Source organism: Rhodococcus sp. NPDC054953 (assembly GCF_053609225.1).
Window position 1 is genome coordinate 1 of the sequence record NZ_JBSGXD010000005.1, and the last position, 23,355, is coordinate 23,355.

The window sequence follows — 23,355 nt, forward strand, 5'->3', positions numbered from 1 at the left end:
GCCCCGGTCAGGGCGTGAACACGAACAGTTCCCCGATCGCGCTGGAGGTGAGGACCTCGCCGTCCGGCCCGATCGAGGTGCCGACGGGGTAGCCCGACGCGTTCGGCAGCGCGTCCCGGTCGACCGTCTCACCCGTCCCGGTGTCGAAGGTGATCAACGCGAGTCCGTCGGCGCCGTCCCGGACCGTCGTGTAGCCGGTGCCGCCCGCGGTCTGGGCGGGGTCACCCAGATGTCGAAGTTCCTTGCGCTCCCAGGCGATCTCGCCCCGGTCGCCGAGGTCGCGGAGGGCGAGCAGGTGACCGTCGGGCCCGCCTGCGGGGATGATCAGCCCGTCGGCGGAGACGGACGGGCTGCCCGCCGCGACGTATCCGAGGTCCTGCTGCCAGCGGGCGGCTCCGGTGCCTGCGTCGAGCGCGAACAGCACGCCCCTGGTGTCGGTGACGTAGACGGTGGCGCGGTCCGCGGAGAGGACGGGGCTCGATGCGCTGCCGCCGGGGACGACGCCGGACGACCATTCCTCGGTGAGCTGTCCGTCGCGGTATCGCATTGCGACCAGCTCGGCGGCGGGGCGTCCGGGACGCCACACGGTGAGGTAGAAGCGGCCCGTCTCCAGATCGATGGCGGGGGTGTTCGCGACCGGGCACTCCGGTGACGATCCGAGGGCACAGGTGTCGAGGCCCTGGGCGGCGGGCGGCAGGGGAATGTTCTGGCCCTGCTCGATGGTTGGTGCCGGGACCAGCTGATAGGACGGAACGATTTCCTTGCCCGTCTGCGGGCTGAGGACGGAGACGACGCCGAACTGGGTGACGAACAGCACGTTGCCATCCCCGGTGAACTGGGCGGAGATGGGGGTGCCGCTGACAACCGTTCGCCACCGCAACTGCCCCATCTCGGTGAACGAGCTCATCGCGCCGTCCTCGCCGATGTAGACGTTGGTCGCGGTGTCGACGATCGGCGTTGACGCCGCGACGCCGGGGCCGATGCGGGTGCACCAGCGTTTGCGTCCGCTGTCCATCTCGAACGACCAGAGGTTGCAGCCGCGATCGGAACCGGTGGTGGCGAAGATCTGGCCGGTCGACGCCACCGAGGCGGGCGTCGCGGTTGGCGCGCCGAGCGGGCGCGACCAGTCGAACGACACGGATCGGGATCCGGTCACCGGACTGCTGTTGCTGTTGCCTGCGTCCGCGTGCATCGCGGGCCAGCCGGCAGGCGAGTAGATGGCGGTCGCCGGGGAGTCGCTGCCGCAGCCGGCCGCGAGCAGCGCCGACACCGTTGCCAGCGATATCGCTGTCGACCGAAGGACCCGCCGCATTCATCACTCCTCGTGTGGATTTCGCTCGCTGCACACTATCTGGCCGGGGCGGGTGGGGCGTTCACCCGCCCCGTGCTCGGCCGAGCGGAACGCCACCCGATTTGCGGAACTGCAGGCGTGGCATTCATTCACGTGGCGGACAGTGGTTCGAATTTCCGCGCACGGAATGAGTTCGCGAGTTCGGGACGGCGCAATTCCCCGCGACCATTAGTCCGAGAAATTAGCCAATTTGTTGGCCTTATCTGTGATGCAATGGACACATGGGTTCGGCAGGAGCGAAGGTGGGGACGGGTCGGCCCACCGGCGACGTCGACCACCTGCTGGGTACGCCCCTGGCAGGCACCGTGATCGTGGTCGCCCTCATCGTCGGCAGCGCCGCACTGATCGGGGTGATGACCGGCTCGCTCCTTGCCGTTGCGGTGGTCGCGGTCGGCGCGGTGGTGGCGGCCCTGATCCTCGGTGGGCTCGACCGCGTCGGACCCGAATCGGGGCCGGGCCGTGATCGACCTCACCATGGGTGACCGTAGGCTGTCCGGTCATGACCAGCATGTGGGGCGCACCGTTGCGCACGAGGTGGCGTGGATCCCGGCGGACCGACCCGGACCAGGCCAAGTTCCTTACCCGCGACTCCCTCCGGTGGGTGCTCGCGAACAAGGCGTACACGCCGTGGTATCTCGTGCGGTACTACCGCCTCGCGAAGTTCCGGCTTGCCAATCCGCACGTGATCCTGCGCGGCATGGTGTTCCTCGGCAAGCGGGTGGAGATCCACTCGACGCCCGGGCTGTCCCGGCTGGAAATCGGACGCTGGGTTCACATCGGTGACGGCAATGCCATCCGCTGCCACGAGGGTTCGCTCCGCATCGGCGACAAGGTGGTCTTCGGTAAGGACAACGTCGTCAACACCTACCTCGACATCGAGATCGGTGCCTCCACCCTCGTCGCGGACTGGTGCTACATCTGCGACTTCGACCATCGCATGGACGACGTCAACACCCCGATCAAGGATCAGGGCATCGTCAAGGGTCCGGTGCGGATCGGTCCCGACACCTGGATCGCGGCCAAGGTGACGGTGCTGCGCAACACGATCACCGGCCGGGGCTGCGTGCTCGGCGCGCACGCCGTGGTCAAGGGCGAGGTGCCGGACTACAGCATCGCGGTCGGGGCGCCTGCGAAGGTCGTCAAGAACCGCAGGGAGGCGTGGGAGGCCGGTGCCGAGGAGCGGGCGAAGTACATCGCCGCGCTCGAGGACATCGAACGCAAGAAGGCCGCAGCCGGATAGGCGCTGCGCGCCCGTGAGTCCTTGTGGCCTCGATGGGGGCCAGAAGGACTCACGGGCGGCGGAGCCGCCTACCGGCCGGGCAGCGGGCGCTGCGGGATCTCGGGCCTGGCCAGCGGGTGCCGGACCCGGCGCTTGGCGCTCAGATAGACCTGCGCGGTGTCGGTGGCGACCTGATGCCAGTCGAAGTCCTCCGTCAGCCGGTCCCGTGCCGCCCGGGCCCGGAGTTGGGTGGCCGTCGGATCGTCGAGGGCCTCCCGGACCGCGGAGGTCAGGCCGTCCACGTCACCCGGCTGGAACGACAACCCGGTCACCCCGTCGACGACCGCCTCGCCGAGCCCGCCCGCGGTGGACGCCACCAGCGGTGTGCCCGCGGCCGCGGCCTCGAGTGCGATGATGCCGAACGGCTCGTAGCGGCTGGGCAGCACGATCGCGTCCGCGCCGTGCAACCAGCCGAGCAGTTCGGTGTGGTCGAGCGACCCGAGGAAGTTCACCGACCGCAGCACCCGGTGCGTGCGGGCCTGCTCGCGCAACCACTCGTACTGGGTGCCCTCGCCAGCCACGGCGAGCGTGGTGCCGGGGTGGCTGCGCCGGATCCGGGGCAGCGCCGCGATCACGTCCTGCACGCCCTTCTCGTATTCGAGCCGCCCGACGAACAGCAGCCGGGGCGGACCCGACCGCGGCGCCCGGTCCCGGTAGGTCCAGGTCGCGACGTCGATCCCGTTGCGGATCACCGTGATCGGCGCCAGGTTCGGTCCGTAGAGCTCACTGACCTCCTCCTCCATCGAGGCGGAGCAGGTGATGATCGAGTCGGACTCGTTGGCGAGCCACCACTCCACCGAATGCACCTGACGGTTGATCGTCCCCGACAGCCAGCCGCTGTGCCTGCCCGCCTCGGTGGCGTGCAGCGTCGACACCAGCGGCACGTCGAAGTACTCGGCCAGCGCGATCGCCGGGTGCGCGACCAGCCAGTCGTGGGCGTGCACGACATCGGGGCGCCAGCCCTCCCCGATGCCGGGACGCGCCAACCCCACCCCGGCGCGGACCATGGCGTGCCCCATCGCGAGGGTCCACGCGAGCATGTCCTCGCCGAAGACGAAGTGCGGGGCGTCCTCGGCGACCGCGACCACCAGGACACCCTCCGAGATGTGGGTGATCGTCGGGTGGGTGGAGGCGTCGGTGCCGGTGGGCCTGCGTGAGAGCACGACCACCTCGTGCCCGGCCGCGGCCAACTCGGTCGCCAGGTGATGGACGTGCCTGCCGAGGCCGCCGACGACCACGGGCGGGTACTCCCACGACACGATCAGAACCTTCATCTCCGTCACCCCTCCGCGACGTCGTCGGGCAGTCGGCGTGCATCGAGGCCGGGGAACAGCCCGTCCGCGTTGTTCCATCCGGCGGCGAGCCGGTCCGCGCGGTCGGCGTGCCCGGACGCGACCGCGTCGGCGATCTCCCTGGTGGCGTGCGCGTGCTTGTGGGCGCGGTCGCGCGCGTACCCCGCCGCCGAATCCTTGCTCACCATGAACGCCCAGTCGCTCTGGACGGTCATGATCGCCTCCCGCAGGATCTGGTCGTTGGCCCGGTCGCGCACCGCACGACGGCCCGCGGACCCGCGGGCCTTGTCGACGGTGTCCAGCGCCGTCTGCACGACCTCGGCGTTCAGCTGCACCAGGTCGGCAACCTGGTCGCCCGCCCACACCCGCCAGTCCTTGCCGCTGCCCCATGACGAGTCCGCGAGATCGACGGGTGCACCGACGTACCCGCGGTCCCGGGCCTGCGACAGCGTGCCGACGTCGACCCCGGCCTCGGGCAGCGCGCGGAGCACCTTCTCCAGCCACTGCGGTCCCTCGAACCACCAGTGCCCGAACAGTTCGGTGTCGAACGCGGCGACGACGAGGGCGTCCCTTCCGGTCCGGTTGTGTTCGCTGCGGATCCGGTCGACGACGGTGGCGACGAAGTCGTCGACGTGCCGGTCGACGGCCGCCGCCGCCAGCTCCGGGTCGTACGGCGCCTTGTCCTTCGAGTCGACGGTTTTGCCGGTGACCCGGGACGGCTTGAGCCCGGTGTCGTGGTCGTAGGTGTGGAAGTCGCGGTACGCGCCGTGCCCGGGGTAGCCGGATTTCGGTGACCACACCCGGTAGGACACCTGCAGGTCGCGCCCGAACGCGACCACGTCCGAGTCGCGGACCGGCCGCCCCACCGAGGTATCACCGCGCAGCGACGGCCCGTCCACCATGAAGTGGGTGACGCCAGCGTCCGCGTACTCGACCTCCATCCCCGGGGTGTAACCGCACTCCGGCGCCCAGATCCCGGACGGCCTCGTGCCCCACCGCATTCGCGCGTCCTCAAGGCCCTCCCCGAGTTCGAATCGACGCAGCCGCGGATGCAGCAACGGCTGGAACGGGTGGGCCAGCGGACCGCCGAGGAGTTCGATCGTCGAGTCGTCGATCAACCGGCGCAGCACCGGGGAGGCGCCGTGCCGCCACCGCTCCTCGAAGTCGGCGAGGGCCTGTGCGGCGAGCCGGTGCTCGCGGGCACCGAGGTCGCGGCGGGCGCGGCCGGGCATCAACGCCGCCTCGTTGGCGCGCAACTGCCAGTTGCCGAGCCAGTGGTGCATGCCGTCGAGACTGTGCGGGTCGTCCAGCATCGCGGCGAGGACCGGGGTGATGCCGAGGGTGAGCAGGTTCTCCCGACCCTCGGCGGCGAGGGTCCGCAGCACCCGGGTCACCGGCAGGTAGGTCGCCGCCCACGACTGGTAAAGCCATTCCTCGCCGACCGGCCATCGGCCGTGGTTGGCCAGCCACGGCAGATGGGAATGCAGAACGAGGGCGAACATGCCCGGCTGGCGGGGGGCGCTCACGTGTGCGCGCCGGGTTTGCGGGCCACCGCGACCAGATCGAGGCTGGCGTCGATGTCGGCCTCGGTGAGGGTGAAGTCGTCGATCGTGATCGACTCCACGTCCCGGACCAGGTCCGCGGGCCAGGGTTCGCCCGCGAGGGCGCGGTCGATCTGGGCGTCGATGAACGATCCGCCGTGCTCGGCGTCGAGGTCGCGCAGCCGGGGCCCGTGGTGCACGCCGGTCATCGTCGTCACCTCGAAGCCGGCCTGCTCGAGCAGTTCGGTGAGTTCCGCCGCGTTCAGTTCCCTGGTGTGGAATGGGTTGAGCGGGGTGTCCCGGCCGGGGGAGAAGGTGATCCGGTTCGGGGTGCTGATCAGCAGCTCGCCGCCCGGGGTCAGCACCCGGAAGCATTCCGCGAGGAACTGTGCCTGGTCCCAGAGGTGTTCGATGACCTGGAAGTTGACGACCGCCCCGACGGAGGCGTCGTCGAGGGGGAGGTCCGCGAGGTTGCCCTGCCGCATGTCGATGCGCGGGTAGCGCGCGCGCACGTGCTCGACCGCGGACGCGTCGTAGTCCAGGCCGATGACCTGCCGCGCGACGTCGGCGATCATGTTGGCGCCGTACCCCTCCCCGGAGCCAGCCTCGAGGACGATCCGCCCGGAACAACGATCGAGGAGCCGCTGGTACACCACCTCGTGGCGGCGGAACCAGTAGTTCTCCTCGGGCACGCCGGGGACGGTGCGCTCGCCGGTCAGCGGCAGGGTCGCGTGGTCGCCGGTCGTGGCGGTGGTCGGTGCAGAAGAGTCGCTCACCGCTGCCAATTTACTGCCACGTGTTCCACCGCGGGTCGCGGTGGTCCAGATCACAGGCCCCGCGCGGTCGTTCGGGTCGTTCCGGCAGGGCATTTCCACACTAAGTTACCCACTGGTAACTTAGTGTGTTGTAGTGTGACGCACGGTCATCGTGCGAAGTAGATGAATACCCGAGAGCTCGGCCACCGCGGAGCCGCTCGCTGAGAAGACAGACAGCTGAGAAGACAGACACAGGAGGTCGACGAAGACCCATGACGAACATCGTCGTTTTGATCAAGCAGGTTCCCGATACCTGGTCCGAGCGCAAGCTCACCGACGGTGACTTCACGCTCGACCGTGAGGCCGCGGATGCCGTGCTCGACGAGATCAACGAGCGCGCCGTCGAAGAGGCACTGCTCATCAAGGAGGCCCAGGGCGGCGAGGTGACCGTGCTGTCCGCCGGTCCCGACCGCGCCACCGACGCCATCCGCAAGGCGCTGTCCATGGGTGCCGACAAGGCCATCCACCTCAATGACCCGGCCCTGCACGGCTCGGACGCGATCCAGACCGCGTACGCGCTCGCCGCGGCGCTCGGCCAGATCGAGGGCGTCGAGCTGGTCATCGCGGGCAACGAGGCAACCGACGGTCGTGCCGGTGCGGTCCCCGCGATCATCGCCGAGTACCTGGGCCTGCCGCAGCTGACCCACCTGCGCAAGCTGACCATCGCGGATGGCAAGGCCACCGGCGAGCGGGAGACCGACGAGGGCGTCTTCGCGCTCGAGGCGCCGCTGCCCGCGATCGTCTCGGTCACCGAGAAGATCAACGAGCCCCGCTTCCCGTCCTTCAAGGGCATCATGGCCGCGAAGAAGAAGGAAGTTCAGGTCCTCACGCTGGCCGAGATCGGCCTCGACCCGGCCATCTTCGGTGTCGAGAACGCCGCAACCACGGTCACCGCGTCCACCCCGAAGCCCCCGCGTACCGCTGGCGAGCGCATCACCGACGAGGGGGAGGGCGGCAACCAGATCGCCGCCTACCTGGTCGGTCAGAAGATCATCTGATCCGCGCCCCCCAACCAGCAGACACACACGTAGGAGAAGGAAGCAATGGCTGAAGTACTTGTGCTCGTCGAGCACGCCGAGGGCGCGCTCAAGAAGGTCAGCACCGAGCTGATCACCGCCGCCCGTGCCCTGGGCGAGCCCGCGGCCGTCGTCGCGGGCCCCGCCGGGACCGCGGACAAGCTGCAGGACGCGCTCGCCGCCGCCGGCGCCGCGAAGGTGTACGCCGCCGAGTCCGACGACATCGACGGCTACCTGATCACCCCGAAGGTCGACGTTCTCGCCGCGCTGGTCGAGTCCGTCTCCCCGGCCGCCGTCCTGACCGCCGCCTCCACCGAGGGCAAGGAGGTGTCCGGTCGGCTCGCCGCGCGCATCGGCTCCGGCCTGCTCGTCGACGTCATCGACGTCAAGGCCGACGGTGTCGTCCATTCCATCTTCGGTGGCGCGTTCACCGTCGATGCCAAGGCCAACGGCGAGGTCCCGGTCATCTCGGTCCGCCCGGGTGCCGTCGAGGCCGCCCCGCAGGCGGGTGCCGCCGAGCGCGTCGCGGTTGACGTCCCGGCGCAGGAGGAGAACGCCGTCAAGGTGACCTCCCGCCAGCCGATCGTCGGTGGCGACCGCCCGGAGCTCACCGAGGCGTCCGTCGTCGTCTCCGGTGGCCGCGGTGTCGGCTCGGCCGAGAAGTTCTCGGTCGTCGAGGAGCTCGCCGACGCGCTCGGTGCCGCGGTCGGCGCCTCGCGTGCCGCCGTCGACTCGGGCTACTACCCGGGCCAGTTCCAGGTGGGTCAGACCGGTAAGACGGTCTCCCCGCAGCTGTACATCGCGCTCGGCATCTCCGGCGCCATCCAGCACCGCGCGGGCATGCAGACCTCGAAGACCATCGTCGCGGTCAACAAGGACGAAGAGGCCCCGATCTTCGAGATCGCGGACTACGGCATCGTCGGTGACCTGTTCAACGTCGCCCCGCAGCTCACCGAGGCCGTCAAGGCGCACAAGGGCTGAGTCGCGCTCCGCGCACCGTGCGTGATTTCTACCCCGACCGGGGTAAAAATCACGCACGGTTGCAGTGGCCCCGCTCCCGATGGGGGCGGGGCCGCCGCTGTTTCTTCACCCCGCTGCCATCGACGCGACACGTCGGTGACGCCGGGACGCCTCCCGCCGCGTCGACGCTGATGGCATGACCGTCACCGAGGTCCAGGCCACCGGCCGCTATTCGCTGCACCTGTCCTCCGACCGCGAACACCGGGACGCCGCGCAACGGTTGCGGCACACCGTGTTCGCCGCGGAGCCGGGATTCGTCCATGATGCCGCCGACGGACGCGAGGCCGACCGGTTCGACGAGTACTGCGAGCACCTGCTGGTACGCGACGAGATCACCGATGAGACCGTCGGCTGCTACCGGATACTCACCGCGGATGCCGCACGTGCGGCCGGGGGGTGGTACACCGCAACGGAATTCGACATCTCCGCCCTCGCCCCGCTGCACGGCGAGATGGTCGAGTTGGGGCGTGCGTGTGTGCACCCCGGGCACCGCAACGGGGCGGTCCTCGCGATGATGTGGGCGGGGATGCTGAATTACCTCGACCTCGCCGGTCCCCGGTGGGCGCTCGGGTGCGTGTCGGTGCCGATGCGGATGCCGGGCGACGCGGACGACGGCGCGAACGTCCGGGCGGTCCGCGACCGTCTGCTCGCCGAGCACGCGAGCCCGCCGAATCGTCGGGTCCGCCCGCTGCGCCCGGTTCCCGGGATGGCCGGGCCCGCGCCCACCGCCCGGCCGGTGCTGCCGCCGCTGTTGCGCGGCTACCTGCGGCTCGGTGCCCGGATTTGCGGGGAGCCCGCCCACGACCCGGGCTTCGGCGTCGCCGACTTCGTCGCGCTGCTCGGCGCGCACGACGTCGACCCGCGCTACCTGCAGCGGCTGCGGTCGGTTCCGGTGACGGTGCGATGACCCACGCCTGGATGCCGTCCAGCCCGTGCGGCGACGGGTGCGTCAGCGACCACGGCCGCCGCGCTGGCCCGGTGCGCACCGGGCTCCGGTGCGTGGGGGTGGCGGTGCTGGTGTCCGGGTTGCCGGTTCTCGTGGCCTCCGCGGCCCTGCCACCGCGGTGGCGATCCGGACTGCATCGCGGCTACGCCCGTTCGGTGCTGCGGATCCTCGGGCTGCGACTGCGGGTTCGCGACGAGCGGGACCCCGCCCCGGGTGCCGGGGGAGTGCTCGTCGTCGCCGCACACGTCTCCTGGCTGGACGTGCTCGCGTTGACCGCCGTCGACCCCGGCACCTACGTTGCCCGCGCGGACCTGCTCGACTGGCCGCTGATCGGGCCGCTCACCCGGCGCCTGCGGGTGGTGCCGATCGACCGGGCGCGGCTGCGTGCGCTGCCCGCCGTCGTCGACGAGGTCACCGCGCTGCTGCGCCGAGGGCGGCGCGTCGTCGTGTTCCCCGAGGGCACCACCTGGTGCGGGCGGGCCGGTGGCCGCCTGCGGCCCGCCCTGTTCCAGGCCGCGATCGACGCGGGCACACCGGTCGCCCCCGTCGCGCTGCGGTACGTCGGGCCGGGCGGGCCGGCGACCGGGGCCTGCTTCGTCGGCGAGCAGACCCTCGTCGGCTCGCTGGTTCGGGTGGTCCGGCTGCGCGACGTGCACATCGACGTCCGGCTGGCCCCGCTCCAACGGCCCGGCACCGACCGGCGGGAACTGGCGACCCGCTGCGAGCGACTCGTCCGGGGCGGGCATGGACCGTTCCGGAACGGCGGGAGCCCGACCGGTTCGTCGTCCGCCGACGCGGCGCCCCCCGCGGGGGCGGTCCGCTCACCGGTCGCCGCCTGAACCCGCCTACCTGCACGGTCGGCGTCCGGCACCCGATCGGCGACGGGCTATCCTGGTCGGGTCATGACTTCGCCCCGCCCCCACTCCACCGGAGCCGGTGAACCCGATCGCGCGCCAGCACCGCGATCCGCGCCGGTGTACCTCGATCACGCCGCAACCACGCCGATGTTGCCGGAGGCGATCGCCGCGATGAGCGCCGTGCTCGCCACGGTCGGCAACGCGTCCTCACTGCACGGTTCCGGGCGGGCGGCCCGCCGCCGGGTCGAGGAGTCGCGGGAGTCGATCGCCGCCGACCTCGGGGCCCGGCCGTCGGAGGTCATCTTCACCTCTGGCGGTACCGAATCCGACAACCTTGCCGTCAAGGGCATCTACTGGGCTCGCCGCGACGCCGACCCGCGACGCAGGCGGATCGTAACCAGCACCGTCGAGCACCACGCGGTGCTCGACGCGGTGGAGTGGCTCGCCGCGCACGAGGGCGCCGAGATCACCTGGCTGCCGGTCGACGCCGACTGCCGCGTGGACCCCGCGGATCTGCGCCGGGAACTCGAGGCGCACGCCGACGAGACCGCGTTGGTCACCGTCATGTGGGCGAACAACGAAGTCGGGTCGGTCATGCCGATCGCTGAACTTGCGTCTATTGCAGCAGGATTCGGCGTGCCGATGCACAGTGATGCGGTCCAGGCCGCCGCGCAGCTGCCGGTCGACTTCGCCGCAAGCGGACTGTCCGCACTCAGCGTGGCCGCGCACAAGTTCGGTGGCCCGCACGGGGCCGGAGCGCTGCTCCTCGGCCGTCAGGTGCCGTGCGTTCCGCTGCTGCACGGCGGCGGGCACGAACGGGACCTGCGCGCGGGCACACTCGACACGGCGGCCACCGTCGCGTCCGCGGCGGCACTGCGGACGATGGTGTCGGACAGGGAGTTCCGTGCCGCGGAGCTCGCTCGTCTGCGTGACCGGCTGGTCGACGGCGTGCGGGCGGTTGTTCCGGACGCGGTGCTCAACGGCCCGCTCGGAGCCGACCGGCTGCCGGGCAACGCGCACTTCACCTTCCCCGGCTGCGAGGGCGACTCGCTGCTGATGCTGCTGGACGCGTCCGGCGTCGAGTGTTCGACCGGATCCGCATGCACGGCCGGGGTGGCCCGCGCCAGTCACGTGCTGATCGCGATGGGGATCGACCCCAGGATCGCGCGCGGGTCGCTGCGTTTCTCGCTCGGGCACACGTCCACCGATGCCGACGTCGACGCGTTGCTGGCGGCACTGCCGCAGGTCGTCGACCGGGCCCGCGCCGCGGGGATGGCCGGGGCCGGGTCACGGCGACTTCAGGGCACGAGAGGATCACACTGATGCGGGTACTGGCGGCGATGAGCGGTGGTGTCGACTCCGCGGTGGCCGCGGCGCGAGCGGTCGAGGCCGGACACGAGGTCGTCGGCGTCCACCTTGCGCTGTCGACGGCCCCGGGCACCCTGCGCACGGGATCGCGGGGCTGCTGCTCGAAGGAGGACGCGGGCGATGCGCGCCGCGCCGCGGACGTGCTCGGAATTCCGTTCTACGTCTGGGATTTCGCCGATCAGTTCAAGGAAGACGTGATCGACGACTTCGTCGCCGCCTACGCGGCGGGGGAGACGCCGAACCCGTGCCTGCGGTGCAACGAGAAGATCAAGTTCGCCGCGCTCGCCGACCGGGCCATGGCACTCGGATTCGACGCGGTCGCCACCGGGCACTATGCGCGACTCGCCGACGGCGTCCTGCGGCGCGCCGTGGACGCGGACAAGGACCAGTCGTACGTGCTGGGGGTACTGACCGCCGAGCAGCTGTCCCGCGCAATGTTCCCGGTCGGGGACACTCCGAAGCCGCGGATCCGGGAGGAGGCCGCCGCGCGCGGGCTCGCGGTCGCGGACAAGCCCGACAGCCACGACATCTGCTTCATTCCGTCCGGGGACACCCGGGCGTTCCTCGGCGCGAAGATCGGGGTGCGCCCGGGCAAGGTGGTCGACGCCGACACCGGCGCCGAACTCGCCGACCACGACGGCGTGCACGGGTTCACGATCGGCCAGCGCAAGGGGCTCGGTGTCGCGGGACCCGCCGCCGACGGGCGCCCGCGCTACGTCACCGCGATCGAACCGGACACCGGGACCGTGCGGGTCGGGTCCGCGGAACGCCTCCAGGTGTGGACGATCCGCGCCGAGCGGCCGATCTGGACGTCCGGGTCCGCGCCTGCCGGTCCCGTCGAGTGCACCGTGCAGGTGCGCGCGCACGGCGGGCTGGCGGAGGCGGTCGCGGAGCAGGTCGACGGCGGCCTCGAGGTGCGACTGCGCGAGCCCCTGACCGGTGTCGCCAGGGGGCAGGCGGTGGTGCTGTACCGCCGCGACTCCGCCGGTGACATCGTGCTCGGCAGTGGCACCATCGCCGGGGCCGGCGGTTCGGGCGAGCCCGACAGCGAATTGCGTTGACCGACACGGTGTTCCCGGTCGGCGTCGCGACGGGAGTAGGGTCCTGGCCCGGCGTCGACCCGCGCGAGGCCGCGGCCGTCGTCGTCGGTGAGGCCGCGCAGCTGCCGCACCTGGTTGAGCTGCCTGCGCGTGGTCTCGGCGCCGACATGATCGGTCGGGCCGCGGCCCTGCTCGTCGACCTGCCGCTGGACACCTCCACCACCGGCTACCGGGTCGCGCAGCGGACCGGACCGGTCACCCGACTCGCGCGGGACCTGCTCGCCCGCGACCTCGACGCCCTCGAGGAGGCGTGGGAGCTGGCCGGTCGCCGCGGCAGTGAGCAGCCGGTGAAGGTCCAGGCCGTCGGACCGCTGACGCTGGCGTCGCAGCTGGAACTCGTCGGGGGGCACCGCGCGCTCACCGACCCCGGTGCGCTCCGGGATCTCACCGAATCGTTGGCCGAGGGCCTGCGCGGGCACGTTGCCGAGGTGCGGCGGCGCCTGGGTTCCCCGGTGCTGGTCCAGCTCGACGAGCCGGGACTCCGGTCGGTGCTGGACGGGACGCTGACCGGGGTGTCGATCCTGCAGACGCCGCGAGCCCTGCCAGAACCGGAGGCCCTCGCGGTCCTCCAGCAGGCGATCGCGACGGTGCCGGTCCCGGTCCTCGTGCACTGCTGCGCCGCGTCGCCCCCGCTGGACCTGCTGCGCCGCAGCGGCGCAGCCATGGTGGGGCTGGATGCGGGTGTGCTGCGGGCCGCGGACCTGGACGGGGTCGGCGAACTGCTCGACTCCGGGCTGTCGCTGGCGCTGGGCCTGGTTCCGACCGCGGCACCGGAGCGGACGCCGTCCTGGCGTGAACTCGCCCGGCCCGCGGCGGTCCTCGTCGACCGTCTCGGCTTCCCCCGCTCCGCCCTCGCCGAGCGCGTCCTCGTCACCCCGGCCTGCGGGCTTGCCGGTGCGAGCGGCGCCTGGTCCCGCGAGGCGCTGCGCCGTTCCGCCGAGATCGCGCGCGCCTTCGCCGACGGCGCGGACCTCACCGCGAAGGATTGAATGGGGGTTCATGGGCCATCCGGGCGCAGGAAGTGGCACGTGAACCCCCGTTGAACGCATGGGGCGGGGTGTCGGTGGGCTGGGATAGCCTTTCTGGCGTGACGGAGAACGTGGCAGCTGCGGCCGACCCCGACCGAGACGTCGAGTCAGCGACCGCCGAGGAACGCGACGAGTGGCAGCGGCTCGCGGAGGAGGTGCGCGAGCATCAGTTCCGTTACTACGTTAAGGATGCACCGACCATTTCCGACGGTGAGTTCGACGCGTTGCTGCGGCAGCTCACCGACCTGGAGGAGCGGCGTCCCGAACTGCGGGCCGCCGATTCGCCGACCCAGCTCGTCGGCGGCGGCTTCGCGACCGAGTTCACCGCCGTGGACCATCTCGAGCGAATGCTCAGTCTCGACAACGTCTTCGACGAGGCCGAACTGCGGGCCTGGATCGCACGGATCGAGGGGGAGCTGCCGGGTGACGCGGCGCCGCACTACCTGTGCGAGGTGAAGATCGACGGGGTCGCCCTGAATCTGGTGTATGAGAACGGACGACTGGTCCGTGCCGCCACCCGCGGTGACGGCCGCACCGGTGAGGACGTCACCCTGAACGCCCGCACCATCGACGACATCCCCCACACCCTCACTGCGAGCACGGAGTATCCGATCCCGGCCCTGCTCGAGGTGCGCGGCGAGGTGTTCTTCCGGCTCGAGGACTTCGCGGCGCTCAACGCCTCCCTCGTGGCGGAGGGCAAGGCGCCGTTCGCGAACCCCCGCAACTCCGCGGCCGGGTCGCTGCGGCAGAAGAATCCGGCGGTCACCGCGAAGCGCAGGCTCGGGATGATCTGCCACGGACTCGGCCGCACGGAGGGCTTCGAACCGGTCAGCCAGCACGACGGCTACACCGCCCTCGCCGCCTGGGGGCTGCCGGTCTCCACGCACACCGCGCGGGTGCAGGGCGCGGACGCGGTGGTTGCCAGGGTCGGCTACTGGGACGAGCACCGGCACGACGTCGAGCATGAGATAGACGGCCTGGTCGTCAAGGTCGACGAGATGTCGTTGCACCGCAGGCTCGGCGTGACCTCCCGGGCCCCGCGGTGGGCGATCGCCTACAAGTATCCGCCGGAGGAGGCGACCACCAGGCTGCTCGACATCCGGGTCAGCGTCGGTCGCACCGGCCGCGTCACCCCGTTCGCGTACATGGAACCGGTCACCGTCGCCGGGTCGACGGTGTCCCTGGCGACGCTGCACAACGGGTCGGAGGTCAGGCGCAAGGGCGTGCTGATCGGGGATACCGTGGTGATCCGCAAGGCGGGCGAGGTGATTCCGGAGGTGCTTGGCCCGGTGGTGGATCTGCGGGACGGCACCGAACGCGAGTTCGTGATGCCGACCCACTGCCCGGAGTGCGGCACCGAGCTCGCCCCGGCGAAGGAGGGCGACGCCGACATCCGCTGCCCCAACCAGCGGTCCTGCCCGGCCCAGCTGCGGGAACGGGTGTTCCACGTCGCCGGGCGCGGCGCATTCGACATCGAGGTCCTCGGCTACGAGGCCGCGACCGCGCTGCTCGAGGCGGGCGTGATCGGGGACGAGGGCGACCTGTTCGCCCTCACCGCCGACGAGCTGATGCGGACGGCGCTGTTCACCACCAAGGCGGGCACGCTGTCCGCGAATGGGAAGCGGTTGCTCGACAACCTCGACCGCTCGAAGACGCAGCCGCTGTGGCGGGTGCTGGTCGCCCTGTCGATCCGGCACGTCGGCCCGACCGCGGCCCGCGCGCTTGCGTCGGCGTTCGGCAGCCTGGCACGGATCGAGGCGGCGTCGGTGGAGGAGCTCGCCGCGGTCGACGGTGTCGGCGGCACGATCGCGGCGGCCGTCGTCGAATGGTTCGGCGTCGACTGGCACCGTCGGATCGTCGAGAAGTGGCGCGCGGCGGGCGTGTCGATGGAGGACGAACGCGACGAGTCGATCGAGCGCACGCTGGAGGGCCTGTCGATCGTCGTCACCGGGTCGCTGGTCGGGTTCACCCGGGACGGTGCGAAGGAGGCGATCCTGCAGCGCGGCGGCAAGGCGGCCGGATCGGTGTCCAAGAAGACGGCGTTCGTCGTCATCGGCGACGCTCCCGGATCGAAGGCGGACAAGGCGGAACAGCTGGGGGTGCCGATCCTCGACGAGGCGGGATTCGTTCGGCTGCTCGACGGTGGGCCCGCTGCGGTCGCGCCCACCGACACCGACGGGTGACCCGCCGATCGTCGGCGGGTCCGCACCGGATCCTATGGGCGGCACCGTGATTCGGCCCTAGTGATGGCCGTGGTGACCGCCGTCGTCGCGGTGCAGTGCCTCGGGGAGGAAGGCGGCGCCGGGTCCGTAGGTCGCGGCGGCGTCGTTCGGATTGGACAGCGCGCAGGTCTGCAGGGACAGGCACCCGCAGCCGATGCACGACTCCAGGCCGTCGCGGAGCGCCTCGAGTGCCTCGATCTGCTCCTCGATGCGACCACGCCAGCTCCGGGACACCCGCGCCCAGTCGGACCGGGTTGGTGCGCGGCCGCCGGGGAGGGTGCTCATCGTGGCGGCGATCTCGTCGAGGGTGAGCCCGATGCCGCGGGCCGCCCGAATGAACGCGATCTTGCGGAGCACACTGCGCTGATAGCGGCGCTGATTCCCGGTCGTGCGGGTGCTCTCGATCAGGCCCTGGGTCTCGTAGTAGCGCAACGCGGACGGCGCGAGCCCGCTGCGTTCGGACACCTCGCCGACGGTCAGCAGATCCGTGGTGCGCACCCGCGCCTCCCTCTTCCCGGCAGATGAAGTCGACTTCAGCTTCCGCTTCGGGCGGCCGCGCGGCAAGGTGAACGCCCTCACGCCGCGGCGAGCCCGGTGGTGAACATCACGCGTCCGGCCCGGACCCGCCGTGGGCGGGTGCGCGCCGCCGCGTCACAGGTTGCGTTTGTGCAGGTCAATGCGGTTTGGGCGGGGGTGGGGGAGCCTTCGGGGGAGGGGCGACGCGCCGTGACCTGCGTGTCCGAGGTGCTTGAGGCCGGTGTCGGGGTGCTGCGATAGTGACGCCATGATCACCGTGCGCCCCGCCGACCCCGCCGACTTCGACGCCGTGGCCGCGCTGACCGTCGACTCCTACGTCGGGGGCGGATTCGTCGCCGAGACCAGCACGTACGTCGAGCGATTGCGCGACACCGCGTCCCGAGCCGAGGACGCCGAGGTCCTGGTCGCCGAATGGGACGGCGAGGTCGTCGGCTCGGTCACCATCGCCGAGCCGGGCAGCCCGTTCGCCGACGTGGCCCGGCCCGGCGAACTCGAGTTCCGGATGCTCGCGGTCTCGTCCGCGGCCCGCGGCAAGGGGGCCGGCTCGGCGCTGGTCCGGCACGTCCTCGACACCGCATACGACCGCGGATTGCAGGCGGTGGTGCTCTCCACCGAGCCCGAGATGATCGAGGCCCGCCGCATCTACGATCGCAACGACTTCGTGCCTGCCCCGGAACGCGACTGGGCGCCCGCGCCCGGCGCCGACCTCACCGTCCTGGTCCGCGAGATCGTCTGACCGGTCGGGCGGATCAGCCCAACACGGTCGCGACGATGCCCGCGAGATAGCCGAGCCTGGCGACCTCGGACGGGCGGAACTCCGGGCCACCGGAGCGTCCCAGCATCAGCACCCGCCCCGACGAGCCGAGCGGCGCGGCGGCGAGGGTCGTGTCCATGTCCCGCCAGATCCCCGGCACCCAGTCGGCGCCGCCGTCGAGGATCGTCGGCTTCCGCAGTGGCATCCACGGCACGTCACCGGCATGCGTCTCCGGGGCGCCCGTGCTGCCGACGACCCGGAACGCGCCGTGCGGACCGACCCCGACCACGGTCGCCCAGCTGACCCGCAGCACCCGGGCGGCACCGTCGACCAGCACCTGCAGGCGGTCGTCGCGGGCGGTCGCGACCTGGTCGATCAGTTCCAGCTCACGGTGGGTGTCGAGCAGGCCGGTGTAGGGGCGGATCGAGTCGACCCGCACCCCCGACAGGTGCTCGGCCGCGGTGATGAGGGTGTCCGGCAGCGACCCGTGCGCGACATCGACGACGAGATCATCGACGGCGAACCCCGAGCCCCGCTCGACCACGTCGAGGGAGAGGATGTCCGCGCCGACGGAACCGAGTGCAACGGCCAGTGCGCCCAGGCTGCCGGGTCGATCGGGTAGCTGGACACGCAATAGGTACGACACGGAATTCCTTTGTCACGACTGTTCGCCGTCGGCGAGGCCGCTCGGCCACCGGCGAACGGGAGTCGTCGATGCCCCCGCGCGAACCATCCTTCCATCACGGACGGACTCCGCGGCGGCGCGTGCGGCCGCGACGGGTCAGCCCTGCTCGCAGCGGAACCGTCACAGCGGCGGACATCGAGACGTTCCTGCGTCGAAACGGATCGGCCGCCCCGGGCGCTGCGTGCAGCCGGTTCCGGCGCAGCCGATAGGCTGGGGCGGATCTCCTGACGCCGACCTGAAAGGGGCCCACGGGTGCCTGCCATCTCCCGCGACGAGGTTGCTCACCTCGCCCGGCTGTCCCGGCTCGCGCTGTCCGACGCCGAACTCGACGAGTTCGCCGGCCAGCTCGATTCGATTCTCAGCCACGTCAAGACCGTCGCGGAGGTCGCCGCGGACGACGTCCCGCCGACCGCGAACCCGTACGCGCTGCTCAACGTGACCCGCCCCGACGTGGTGGTGCCGGGACTGACGCCCGAGCAGGCGCTGTCCGGTGCGCCCGCCGTCGAGCAGGAGCGTTTCGCCGTCCCGCAGATCCTGGGAGAAGAGCAGTGACCGCCGACCTGACCACCCTCGACGCCGCCGTCCTCGCGTCGAAGATCCACGCCCGCGAGGTGTCCTCCGTCGAGGTCACCCAGGCGCACCTGGACCGGATCGCCGCCGTCGACGGCGAGTACAACGCGTTCCTGCACGTCTCCGGTGACGCGGCGCTGACCGCGGCGAAGCAGGTCGATGAGGCGTTGGCCGCGGGTGGGGCCCCTGCCTCGCCGCTGGCGGGCGTCCCGCTGGCACTCAAGGACGTCTTCACCACCACCGACGCGCCAACCACCTGCGGGTCGAAGATTCTCGAGGGTTGGGTCGCGCCGTACGACGCGACGCTCACCACGAAGCTGCGCGCGGCCGGGATCCCGGTCCTCGGCAAGACGAACATGGACGAGTTCGCGATGGGCTCGTCGACGGAGAACTCCGCGTACGGTCCGACCAGGAACCCGTGGGACACCGGCCGGATCCCCGGCGGTTCCGGCGGCGGCAGTGCCGCGGCGCTGGCGTCGAATCAGGCGCCGCTCGCGATCGGCACCGACACCGGCGGCTCGATCCGGCAGCCCGCAGCGGTGACCGCGACGGTCGGGACCAAGCCGACCTACGGCACCGTCTCCCGGTTCGGTCTCGTCGCCTGCGCGTCCTCGCTCGACCAGGGCGGCCCGTGTGGCCGCACCGTCCTGGACACCGCGCTGCTGCACGAGGTGATCGCCGGACACGACCCGCGCGACTCCACCTCCATCGACGCCCCGGTGCGTCCCGTCGTCGAGGCGGCCCGCCGCGGCGCGACCGGCGACCTGACGGGCGTTCGCGTTGGCGTCGTGAAGGAACTGCACTCGGACAGCTACCAGCCAGGCGTCCTCTCCTCGTTCGATGCCGCCGTCACGCAGCTGACCGACCTCGGTGCCGAGGTGGTCGAGGTGTCCTGCCCGAACTTCCTGCACGCGCTGGCCGCCTACTACCTGATCCTGCCGAGCGAGGTGTCCTCCAACCTGGCCCGGTTCGATGCGATGCGCTACGGAATGCGGGTCGACGACGGCACCATGAGCGCCGACCAGGTGATGGCCGCGACCCGCGCCGCCGGTTTCGGCAAGGAGGTCAAGCGGCGCATCATGATTGGCACCTACGCGCTGTCGTCGGGCTACTACGACGCCTACTACGGCTCCGCGCTCAAGGTGCGCACCCTGATCGCCCGCGACTTCGACGCCGCCTACGAGAAGGTCGACGTCCTCGTCTCGCCGACCAGCCCGTTCACCCCGTGGAAGCTGGGGGAGAAGGTGGACGACCCGCTGGCGATGTACCTGTCCGACCTGTGCACCCTGCCGACCAACCTGGCCGGCCATTGCGCGATGTCGGTGCCGTCCGGGTTGTCCGCGGACGACAACCTGCCGGTCGGCCTGCAGATCATGGCCCCGGCACTCGCCGACGAACGGCTCTACCGGGTCGGTGCCGCGTACGAGGCCGCCCGCGGACCGATCGGCTCGCCCGTCGCCTGACCGTGTTCGACCGGCTCGGCCCGGACCCCGCCATCGGGGCCCGGGCCGAGCGTCGTTCGGGGGCGCGCGTCGGGCCCCCGTCAGCAGGTCGGAAGTCGGGTGCCCTGGTCGGTGCCGTAGCGGTGCCCGTGGCCCGGTGCGGCATCGAGTGCGGTGAGCAGGTCGACGCTGGTCTGCAGGAAGCTCAGCACCGGAAGCCACGCCGGTGTCGGGGCGTCCGGCCGGACACCGGCGAGCCGGGGCGGCGCGACCAGCAGCCGCGGCGACCAGTGCACGACGGGGTCCGACGAATTGGCCAGCACCACGGTGTCCGCGGTCGGGACCCGGCCCGCCGGTGGGCCCGCGACGAGATTGCCGCACGCGGGCACCGCGACCGGTTCGGACAGCGCCGCGTCGACACCCACCGCGCCGAGGCTCTGCCCATACAGGTGCAGGCGGGGCCGCCGGTCCTCGGGGAGCAGCGACACCCGGTGGGCCACCGCCCGGTACAGGGCGCGGGCCGCCTCCTCGGCGCTGCCCCGGTCGAACACGAACGTCACCCAGCTCGGCGCCGCCGAGTACTGCACCGCGACCTCCGCGACGTCACCACCGAATCGCCGCTCCATCCCGGCGATCGCCCCGGCGTCGATCCACCCCGACCCCGTCGGCACCGCGATCACCAGATGGGAGCGGGTCAGCCCGCCGGACCGCTCCAGGTCGGCCACCGCGAGTGTCACCCGCGCCGCGAGATCGGGTGCGCTGTCGAGCCCGACATAGGTGCGGGTCACCCCGTCGGCCGCGGGGGCGGTGACGAAGCGGCGGCCCTCAACGCCGAGGCTCTCCCACCCCACCGGGGAGGCGGTGCTGCCCGACATCGCCGGCGAGGTCGGCTGCCGCAGCACCGGTTCGGGACCGTCGGCCGAGGCGACCGCGGGCGCCGTGCACGAGGTGACGGCGAGCACGCAGCCGAGCAGCCCCGCGATGAGGCGGTACCGGCCGAGCCGGCGGGCCGCGGACCGCAGCAGCGCCGCCGCACCGGTGATCGACGCGGCGACCGCGACGGCTCCCGCCGAGACCAGAACCCAGTGCGCGACACCGACGTCGGGGAGCCCGGTCGCGGCGCGCAGCCCGCTCTGCCAGCGGGCAGCACCGGTCAGCGCCGCCCCGAGGGTGGTGAGCGCCGCCGCCGCAACCCAGCCCCGCACCGTCACCGACGCCGCGGCGCGGTCGCCGCGCAGCCGCCGCCACCCGGCGCCGGCCACGACACCGAGCACCGCGAACACGCCGGTGACCCCGGCCTGCACCGGAGCCGACCGGGGAAGCAGCGACGGCATCAGGGAGGCCACGATCAGCGCGGTGACGGCCACCGTGCTCGACACCCGGGGCAGCGCGGACGCCGCCGTGACGGAGAGTCGGGCACCGACCGCGGTGCGGGGAAGCGTCGTCATCACGCCCGCACCGCCCGCGACGCGCCGGCGAGGACCGGCGCCGCCGCCGCGTGTGCCCTGCCGCGCCGTCGGTGCGCCGCCGCGAGCGCGGCCCCCAACAGCGCCGCCCCACCGACACCGGCAGCAATCGGGCCGACCGGCTCCCGGACCGGGACGCCGAAGCCCTGCCGCCACGAGTTCGCCTGCACCGCCGCGACGGCGGCGTCGGCGACGACACCGCACGACGCGCGAGTCAGGTCGTCGGGGCGGGTCGTGCACGCGTCGTGCATACGCTGCCCGAGCTGCCGGTCCAGGCTCCGCCGCGCCCATCCGCCCAACGGGGTCCCGGTGCGGTCGGCGTACCGGAGCAGGTCGTAGCCGAGGTCGTGGCCCCGGCAGGCGCCGTCGAACTCGGCGGGCAGGGGGACCGGTGACGAGCACTGCCCGTTCGGATTGATCAGCATGGCGCCGTCGGTGACCGGGCGGTAGCCGGCGACGTCGGCGAAGTCGTCCGGGATCGCGGCGGCCGCGGCGTCGGCGCCGCCCGTGACGAGCGCCTCGACCGCACGGGCCACCTGAGACGGTGCCTCCGCCCGGGCGGAGGCCTGTACCGGCGGCGGTGCGAGCGCGGCGGACAGGGCGATGGCGCTGCCCGCGGTGAACACGGCCAGGGTGGATTTGCGCATGGCATCGACGCTAGAAACGGCGCCCACCTGCGAACATCCCTCCCGGGGTTGGTTCGTCGGTGGCACCCGCGGTACGGGCGACCGCGGGGTCCGATACCCCGGTACTGGGGCGATCTCCCCCCGTGGTGTGAGGACAATCCGGCCCGGCCTTCCTAGTGTTCTCGGGTGTGGGTAGAACGAAACGAGCATTGGACGCGGCCGCACGGGACGCCGCAGCGACGGCGGGCCCCCGGCTCGCCAGGCTGAACCGATCCCAGCGATGGGATGTCGGTATCGCCTTCGTGACGGCGGTCCTGTTCACCATCGCGTGGCCGACACTGCAGGTGACACACCACGTCCCGGCCGGGGTGCAGCCGGTGGTCGCCGGTCTCGCCGCGCTGCCGCTGGTATTCGTGCGGGCGAACCCCGCACTGGGATGGTCGATCTCGGCGGCGGGGGCGCTGGTGATCCCGCTGGTGTACGACCGCGTCCCGGACTACGACTTCCCGTGGCAGGTCGTGCACGTGATGGTGCTGATGGCGCTGCTGCTCGCGGTGAGCATGCGTTCGCCGCTGCCGATCGTCGGGGTGGCCTGGCTCGCGACGACGCTGCTGTTCCTCGCGAACGCGCCGGGGCAGGACGGGCGCGGCTGGGCGGTCGGGCTGACCGCCCTCGTCGTGTTCGGTCTGCTGATCCGGTGGCTGGTCCTCTCCCGCAGGCAGCTCGCCCTGCAGGAGGAGGAGACGGAGGTGGAGCGCGCCCGCCGCGCGGTGCTCGAGGAACGCGCCAGGATCGCGCGGGACCTGCACGACGTCGTGGCCCACCACATGTCGCTGGTGGTGGTGCAGGCGCAGAGCGCACCGTACCGGCTGGCCGACCTGTCCGATGAGACGCGGGCCGAGTTCGACTCGATCGGGGCCACCGCCCGGGACGCGCTCAACGAGATCCGCGGCATGCTGGGGGTGCTCCGCAGCGACGGCCACACCCCCGACAGCGCCCCGGTGCCCGGCATAGACCGGATCGACGACCTGATCGACGGCAGCCGGCGCGCGGGCATGACGGTGACCGTCGAGCGGGGGCCGCTGCCCGCCCTCCCCGAGACGTGCGGTCTCGCGGTGTACCGGATCCTGCAGGAGTCACTCGCGAACGCGGCGCGGCATGCCCCGGGTGCCGCCGTCCAGGTCGGCCTCACCGGGGATGCCACGACGACCGAACTCGTGGTGACGAACGGCGCTGCCGCGCAGGAGGTGTCACAGGCGGGCAGCGGCGGCGGGCACGGCATCGTCGGGATGCGGGATCGGGCCCTGTCCGTCGGCGGCACCCTGACCGCCCATCCCGTCGCCGGGGGCGGCTTCGAGGTGCGGGCCCGGATCCCGTCGTTTGTGGGTGGCCTGGTGCCCGGTCCACAGTTCGGTCCGGTCGCCGGGCACCCCTAGGCTG

The 23,355-nt window shown here is 72.0% G+C and carries 22 protein-coding genes; 14 read left to right on the forward strand and 8 right to left on the reverse strand.

The annotated features are described in order from the left end of the window. Window positions 1-7: 7 nt before the first annotated feature. Entirely contained in the window at window positions 8-1,312 is a 1,305-nt protein-coding gene (locus ACWF62_RS05110; protein WP_378506537.1) for an outer membrane protein assembly factor BamB family protein, read from the reverse strand. Between the two features lie 260 nt (window positions 1,313-1,572). Here ACWF62_RS05110 and ACWF62_RS05115 point away from each other — a divergent pair, with 260 nt between their 5' ends. Beyond that, window positions 1,573-1,833, forward strand: a complete 261-nt coding sequence (locus tag ACWF62_RS05115) for a hypothetical protein (protein ID WP_378506538.1) — start codon at window positions 1,573-1,575, stop codon at window positions 1,831-1,833. Between the two features lie 17 nt (window positions 1,834-1,850). Then, entirely contained in the window at window positions 1,851-2,591 is a 741-nt protein-coding gene (locus ACWF62_RS05120; RefSeq protein ID WP_378506539.1) for an acyltransferase, read from the forward strand. Window positions 2,592-2,659: 68 nt separating this feature from the next. On the opposite strand, the gene ACWF62_RS05125 is transcribed toward ACWF62_RS05120, so the two are convergent. The 3 genes from ACWF62_RS05125 to ACWF62_RS05135 are packed head-to-tail and all read right to left on the reverse strand — an operon-like array spanning window position 2,660 to window position 6,293. Further along, entirely contained in the window at window positions 2,660-3,904 is a 1,245-nt protein-coding gene (locus ACWF62_RS05125; RefSeq protein ID WP_452629558.1) for a glycosyltransferase family 4 protein, read from the reverse strand. 5 nt (window positions 3,905-3,909) lie between these two features. Next, window positions 3,910-5,424 carry a 1,4-alpha-glucan branching protein domain-containing protein gene (locus ACWF62_RS05130; RefSeq protein WP_452629624.1) on the reverse strand — a complete coding sequence of 505 codons (1,515 nt, stop codon included), beginning with the start codon at window positions 5,422-5,424 and terminating at the stop codon, window positions 3,910-3,912. 20 nt (window positions 5,425-5,444) lie between these two features. Further along, window positions 5,445-6,293 (reverse strand): class I SAM-dependent methyltransferase, encoded by an 849-nt coding sequence (locus ACWF62_RS05135; RefSeq protein WP_378506541.1) that lies wholly within the window; start codon window positions 6,291-6,293, stop codon window positions 5,445-5,447. Between the two features lie 197 nt (window positions 6,294-6,490). Between ACWF62_RS05135 and ACWF62_RS05140 the strand changes: the two genes are divergently transcribed. The 8 genes from ACWF62_RS05140 (at window position 6,491) to ligA (ending at window position 15,796) form a co-directional block, all read left to right on the forward strand. Further along, on the forward strand, window positions 6,491-7,276 hold the full coding sequence (locus ACWF62_RS05140; protein ID WP_378506542.1) for an electron transfer flavoprotein subunit beta/FixA family protein: 786 nt from the start codon (window positions 6,491-6,493) through the stop codon (window positions 7,274-7,276). Between the two features lie 45 nt (window positions 7,277-7,321). Further along, window positions 7,322-8,275, forward strand: a complete 954-nt coding sequence (locus tag ACWF62_RS05145) for an electron transfer flavoprotein subunit alpha/FixB family protein (protein WP_378506543.1) — start codon at window positions 7,322-7,324, stop codon at window positions 8,273-8,275. 175 nt (window positions 8,276-8,450) lie between these two features. Next, entirely contained in the window at window positions 8,451-9,221 is a 771-nt protein-coding gene (locus ACWF62_RS05150) for a GNAT family N-acetyltransferase (RefSeq protein WP_378506544.1), read from the forward strand. Next, the gene (locus ACWF62_RS05155) at window positions 9,218-10,099 is read left to right on the forward strand and encodes a lysophospholipid acyltransferase family protein (RefSeq protein ID WP_378506545.1); all 882 of its coding nucleotides are present in this window, start codon (window positions 9,218-9,220) and stop codon (window positions 10,097-10,099) included. Before ACWF62_RS05150 ends, ACWF62_RS05155 begins: the two co-directional genes overlap by 4 nt. Before the next feature lie 63 nt (window positions 10,100-10,162). Beyond that, window positions 10,163-11,440, forward strand: a complete 1,278-nt coding sequence (locus ACWF62_RS05160) for a cysteine desulfurase family protein (protein WP_452629560.1) — start codon at window positions 10,163-10,165, stop codon at window positions 11,438-11,440. Further along, window positions 11,440-12,546 (forward strand): tRNA 2-thiouridine(34) synthase MnmA, encoded by a 1,107-nt coding sequence (gene mnmA / locus ACWF62_RS05165; protein ID WP_378506547.1) that lies wholly within the window; start codon window positions 11,440-11,442, stop codon window positions 12,544-12,546. The genes ACWF62_RS05160 and mnmA overlap by 1 nt, the downstream gene beginning before the upstream one ends. Then, window positions 12,543-13,574, forward strand: a complete 1,032-nt coding sequence (locus tag ACWF62_RS05170; protein ID WP_378506548.1) for a methionine synthase — start codon at window positions 12,543-12,545, stop codon at window positions 13,572-13,574. The genes mnmA and ACWF62_RS05170 overlap by 4 nt, the downstream gene beginning before the upstream one ends. 98 nt (window positions 13,575-13,672) lie before the next feature. Continuing rightward, window positions 13,673-15,796 (forward strand): NAD-dependent DNA ligase LigA, encoded by a 2,124-nt coding sequence (gene ligA, locus ACWF62_RS05175; protein WP_452629561.1) that lies wholly within the window; start codon window positions 13,673-13,675, stop codon window positions 15,794-15,796. A gap of 57 nt (window positions 15,797-15,853) precedes the next feature. On the opposite strand, the gene soxR is transcribed toward ligA, so the two are convergent. Next, entirely contained in the window at window positions 15,854-16,333 is a 480-nt protein-coding gene (gene soxR, locus ACWF62_RS05180; protein ID WP_378506550.1) for a redox-sensitive transcriptional activator SoxR, read from the reverse strand. A gap of 286 nt (window positions 16,334-16,619) precedes the next feature. Between soxR and ACWF62_RS05185 the strand changes: the two genes are divergently transcribed. Further along, window positions 16,620-17,108: a GNAT family N-acetyltransferase gene (locus ACWF62_RS05185; protein ID WP_378506551.1), complete on the forward strand. Its 489-nt coding sequence runs from the start codon at window positions 16,620-16,622 to the stop codon at window positions 17,106-17,108. A 13-nt stretch (window positions 17,109-17,121) separates the two neighbouring features. Here ACWF62_RS05185 and ACWF62_RS05190 read toward each other — a convergent pair whose 3' ends face one another. Continuing rightward, window positions 17,122-17,772 (reverse strand): ACT domain-containing protein, encoded by a 651-nt coding sequence (locus ACWF62_RS05190; protein WP_378506552.1) that lies wholly within the window; start codon window positions 17,770-17,772, stop codon window positions 17,122-17,124. 291 nt (window positions 17,773-18,063) lie between these two features. On the opposite strand from ACWF62_RS05190, the gene gatC reads away from it, so the two are divergent. Further along, window positions 18,064-18,363 (forward strand): Asp-tRNA(Asn)/Glu-tRNA(Gln) amidotransferase subunit GatC, encoded by a 300-nt coding sequence (gatC, locus tag ACWF62_RS05195; RefSeq protein ID WP_378506553.1) that lies wholly within the window; start codon window positions 18,064-18,066, stop codon window positions 18,361-18,363. Beyond that, the gene (gene gatA / locus ACWF62_RS05200) at window positions 18,360-19,844 is read left to right on the forward strand and encodes an Asp-tRNA(Asn)/Glu-tRNA(Gln) amidotransferase subunit GatA (RefSeq protein ID WP_378506554.1); all 1,485 of its coding nucleotides are present in this window, start codon (window positions 18,360-18,362) and stop codon (window positions 19,842-19,844) included. Before gatC ends, gatA begins: the two co-directional genes overlap by 4 nt. 80 nt (window positions 19,845-19,924) lie before the next feature. Here the strand turns inward: gatA and ACWF62_RS05205 are convergent, their stop codons facing one another. Both ACWF62_RS05205 and ACWF62_RS05210 read right to left on the reverse strand, forming a co-directional pair. Then, entirely contained in the window at window positions 19,925-21,271 is a 1,347-nt protein-coding gene (locus ACWF62_RS05205) for an alpha/beta-hydrolase family protein (RefSeq protein ID WP_378569971.1), read from the reverse strand. Further along, on the reverse strand, window positions 21,271-21,936 hold the full coding sequence (locus tag ACWF62_RS05210) for a hypothetical protein (RefSeq protein ID WP_452629562.1): 666 nt from the start codon (window positions 21,934-21,936) through the stop codon (window positions 21,271-21,273). The genes ACWF62_RS05205 and ACWF62_RS05210 overlap by 1 nt, the downstream gene beginning before the upstream one ends. Window positions 21,937-22,124: 188 nt before the next feature. Here ACWF62_RS05210 and ACWF62_RS05215 point away from each other — a divergent pair, with 188 nt between their 5' ends. Then, window positions 22,125-23,351, forward strand: a complete 1,227-nt coding sequence (locus ACWF62_RS05215) for a sensor histidine kinase (RefSeq protein ID WP_378506743.1) — start codon at window positions 22,125-22,127, stop codon at window positions 23,349-23,351. Window positions 23,352-23,355: the final 4 nt, after the last annotated feature.

Excerpts from the sequence above, each read along its gene's own strand:
- mnmA (WP_378506547.1), top strand. The coding sequence starts at position 11,440 with ATGCGGGTACTGGCGGCGATGAGCGGTGGTGTCGACTCCGCGGTGGCC.
- ACWF62_RS05115 (WP_378506538.1), top strand. The coding sequence starts at position 1,573 with ATGGGTTCGGCAGGAGCGAAGGTGGGGACGGGTCGGCCCACCGGCGAC.
- ACWF62_RS05185 (WP_378506551.1), top strand. The coding sequence starts at position 16,620 with ATGATCACCGTGCGCCCCGCCGACCCCGCCGACTTCGACGCCGTGGCC.
- ACWF62_RS05120 (WP_378506539.1), top strand. The coding sequence starts at position 1,851 with ATGACCAGCATGTGGGGCGCACCGTTGCGCACGAGGTGGCGTGGATCC.
- ACWF62_RS05130 (WP_452629624.1), bottom strand. The coding sequence starts at position 5,424 with ATGTTCGCCCTCGTTCTGCATTCCCATCTGCCGTGGCTGGCCAACCAC.
- ACWF62_RS05155 (WP_378506545.1), top strand. The coding sequence starts at position 9,218 with ATGACCCACGCCTGGATGCCGTCCAGCCCGTGCGGCGACGGGTGCGTC.
- ACWF62_RS05150 (WP_378506544.1), top strand. The coding sequence starts at position 8,451 with ATGACCGTCACCGAGGTCCAGGCCACCGGCCGCTATTCGCTGCACCTG.
- ACWF62_RS05145 (WP_378506543.1), top strand. The coding sequence starts at position 7,322 with ATGGCTGAAGTACTTGTGCTCGTCGAGCACGCCGAGGGCGCGCTCAAG.
- ACWF62_RS05160 (WP_452629560.1), top strand. The coding sequence starts at position 10,163 with ATGACTTCGCCCCGCCCCCACTCCACCGGAGCCGGTGAACCCGATCGC.
- ACWF62_RS05110 (WP_378506537.1), bottom strand. The coding sequence starts at position 1,312 with ATGCGGCGGGTCCTTCGGTCGACAGCGATATCGCTGGCAACGGTGTCG.
- ACWF62_RS05140 (WP_378506542.1), top strand. The coding sequence starts at position 6,491 with ATGACGAACATCGTCGTTTTGATCAAGCAGGTTCCCGATACCTGGTCC.
- ACWF62_RS05205 (WP_378569971.1), bottom strand. The coding sequence starts at position 21,271 with ATGACGACGCTTCCCCGCACCGCGGTCGGTGCCCGACTCTCCGTCACG.
- ACWF62_RS05210 (WP_452629562.1), bottom strand. The coding sequence starts at position 21,936 with ATGCGCAAATCCACCCTGGCCGTGTTCACCGCGGGCAGCGCCATCGCC.
- ACWF62_RS05125 (WP_452629558.1), bottom strand. The coding sequence starts at position 3,904 with ATGAAGGTTCTGATCGTGTCGTGGGAGTACCCGCCCGTGGTCGTCGGC.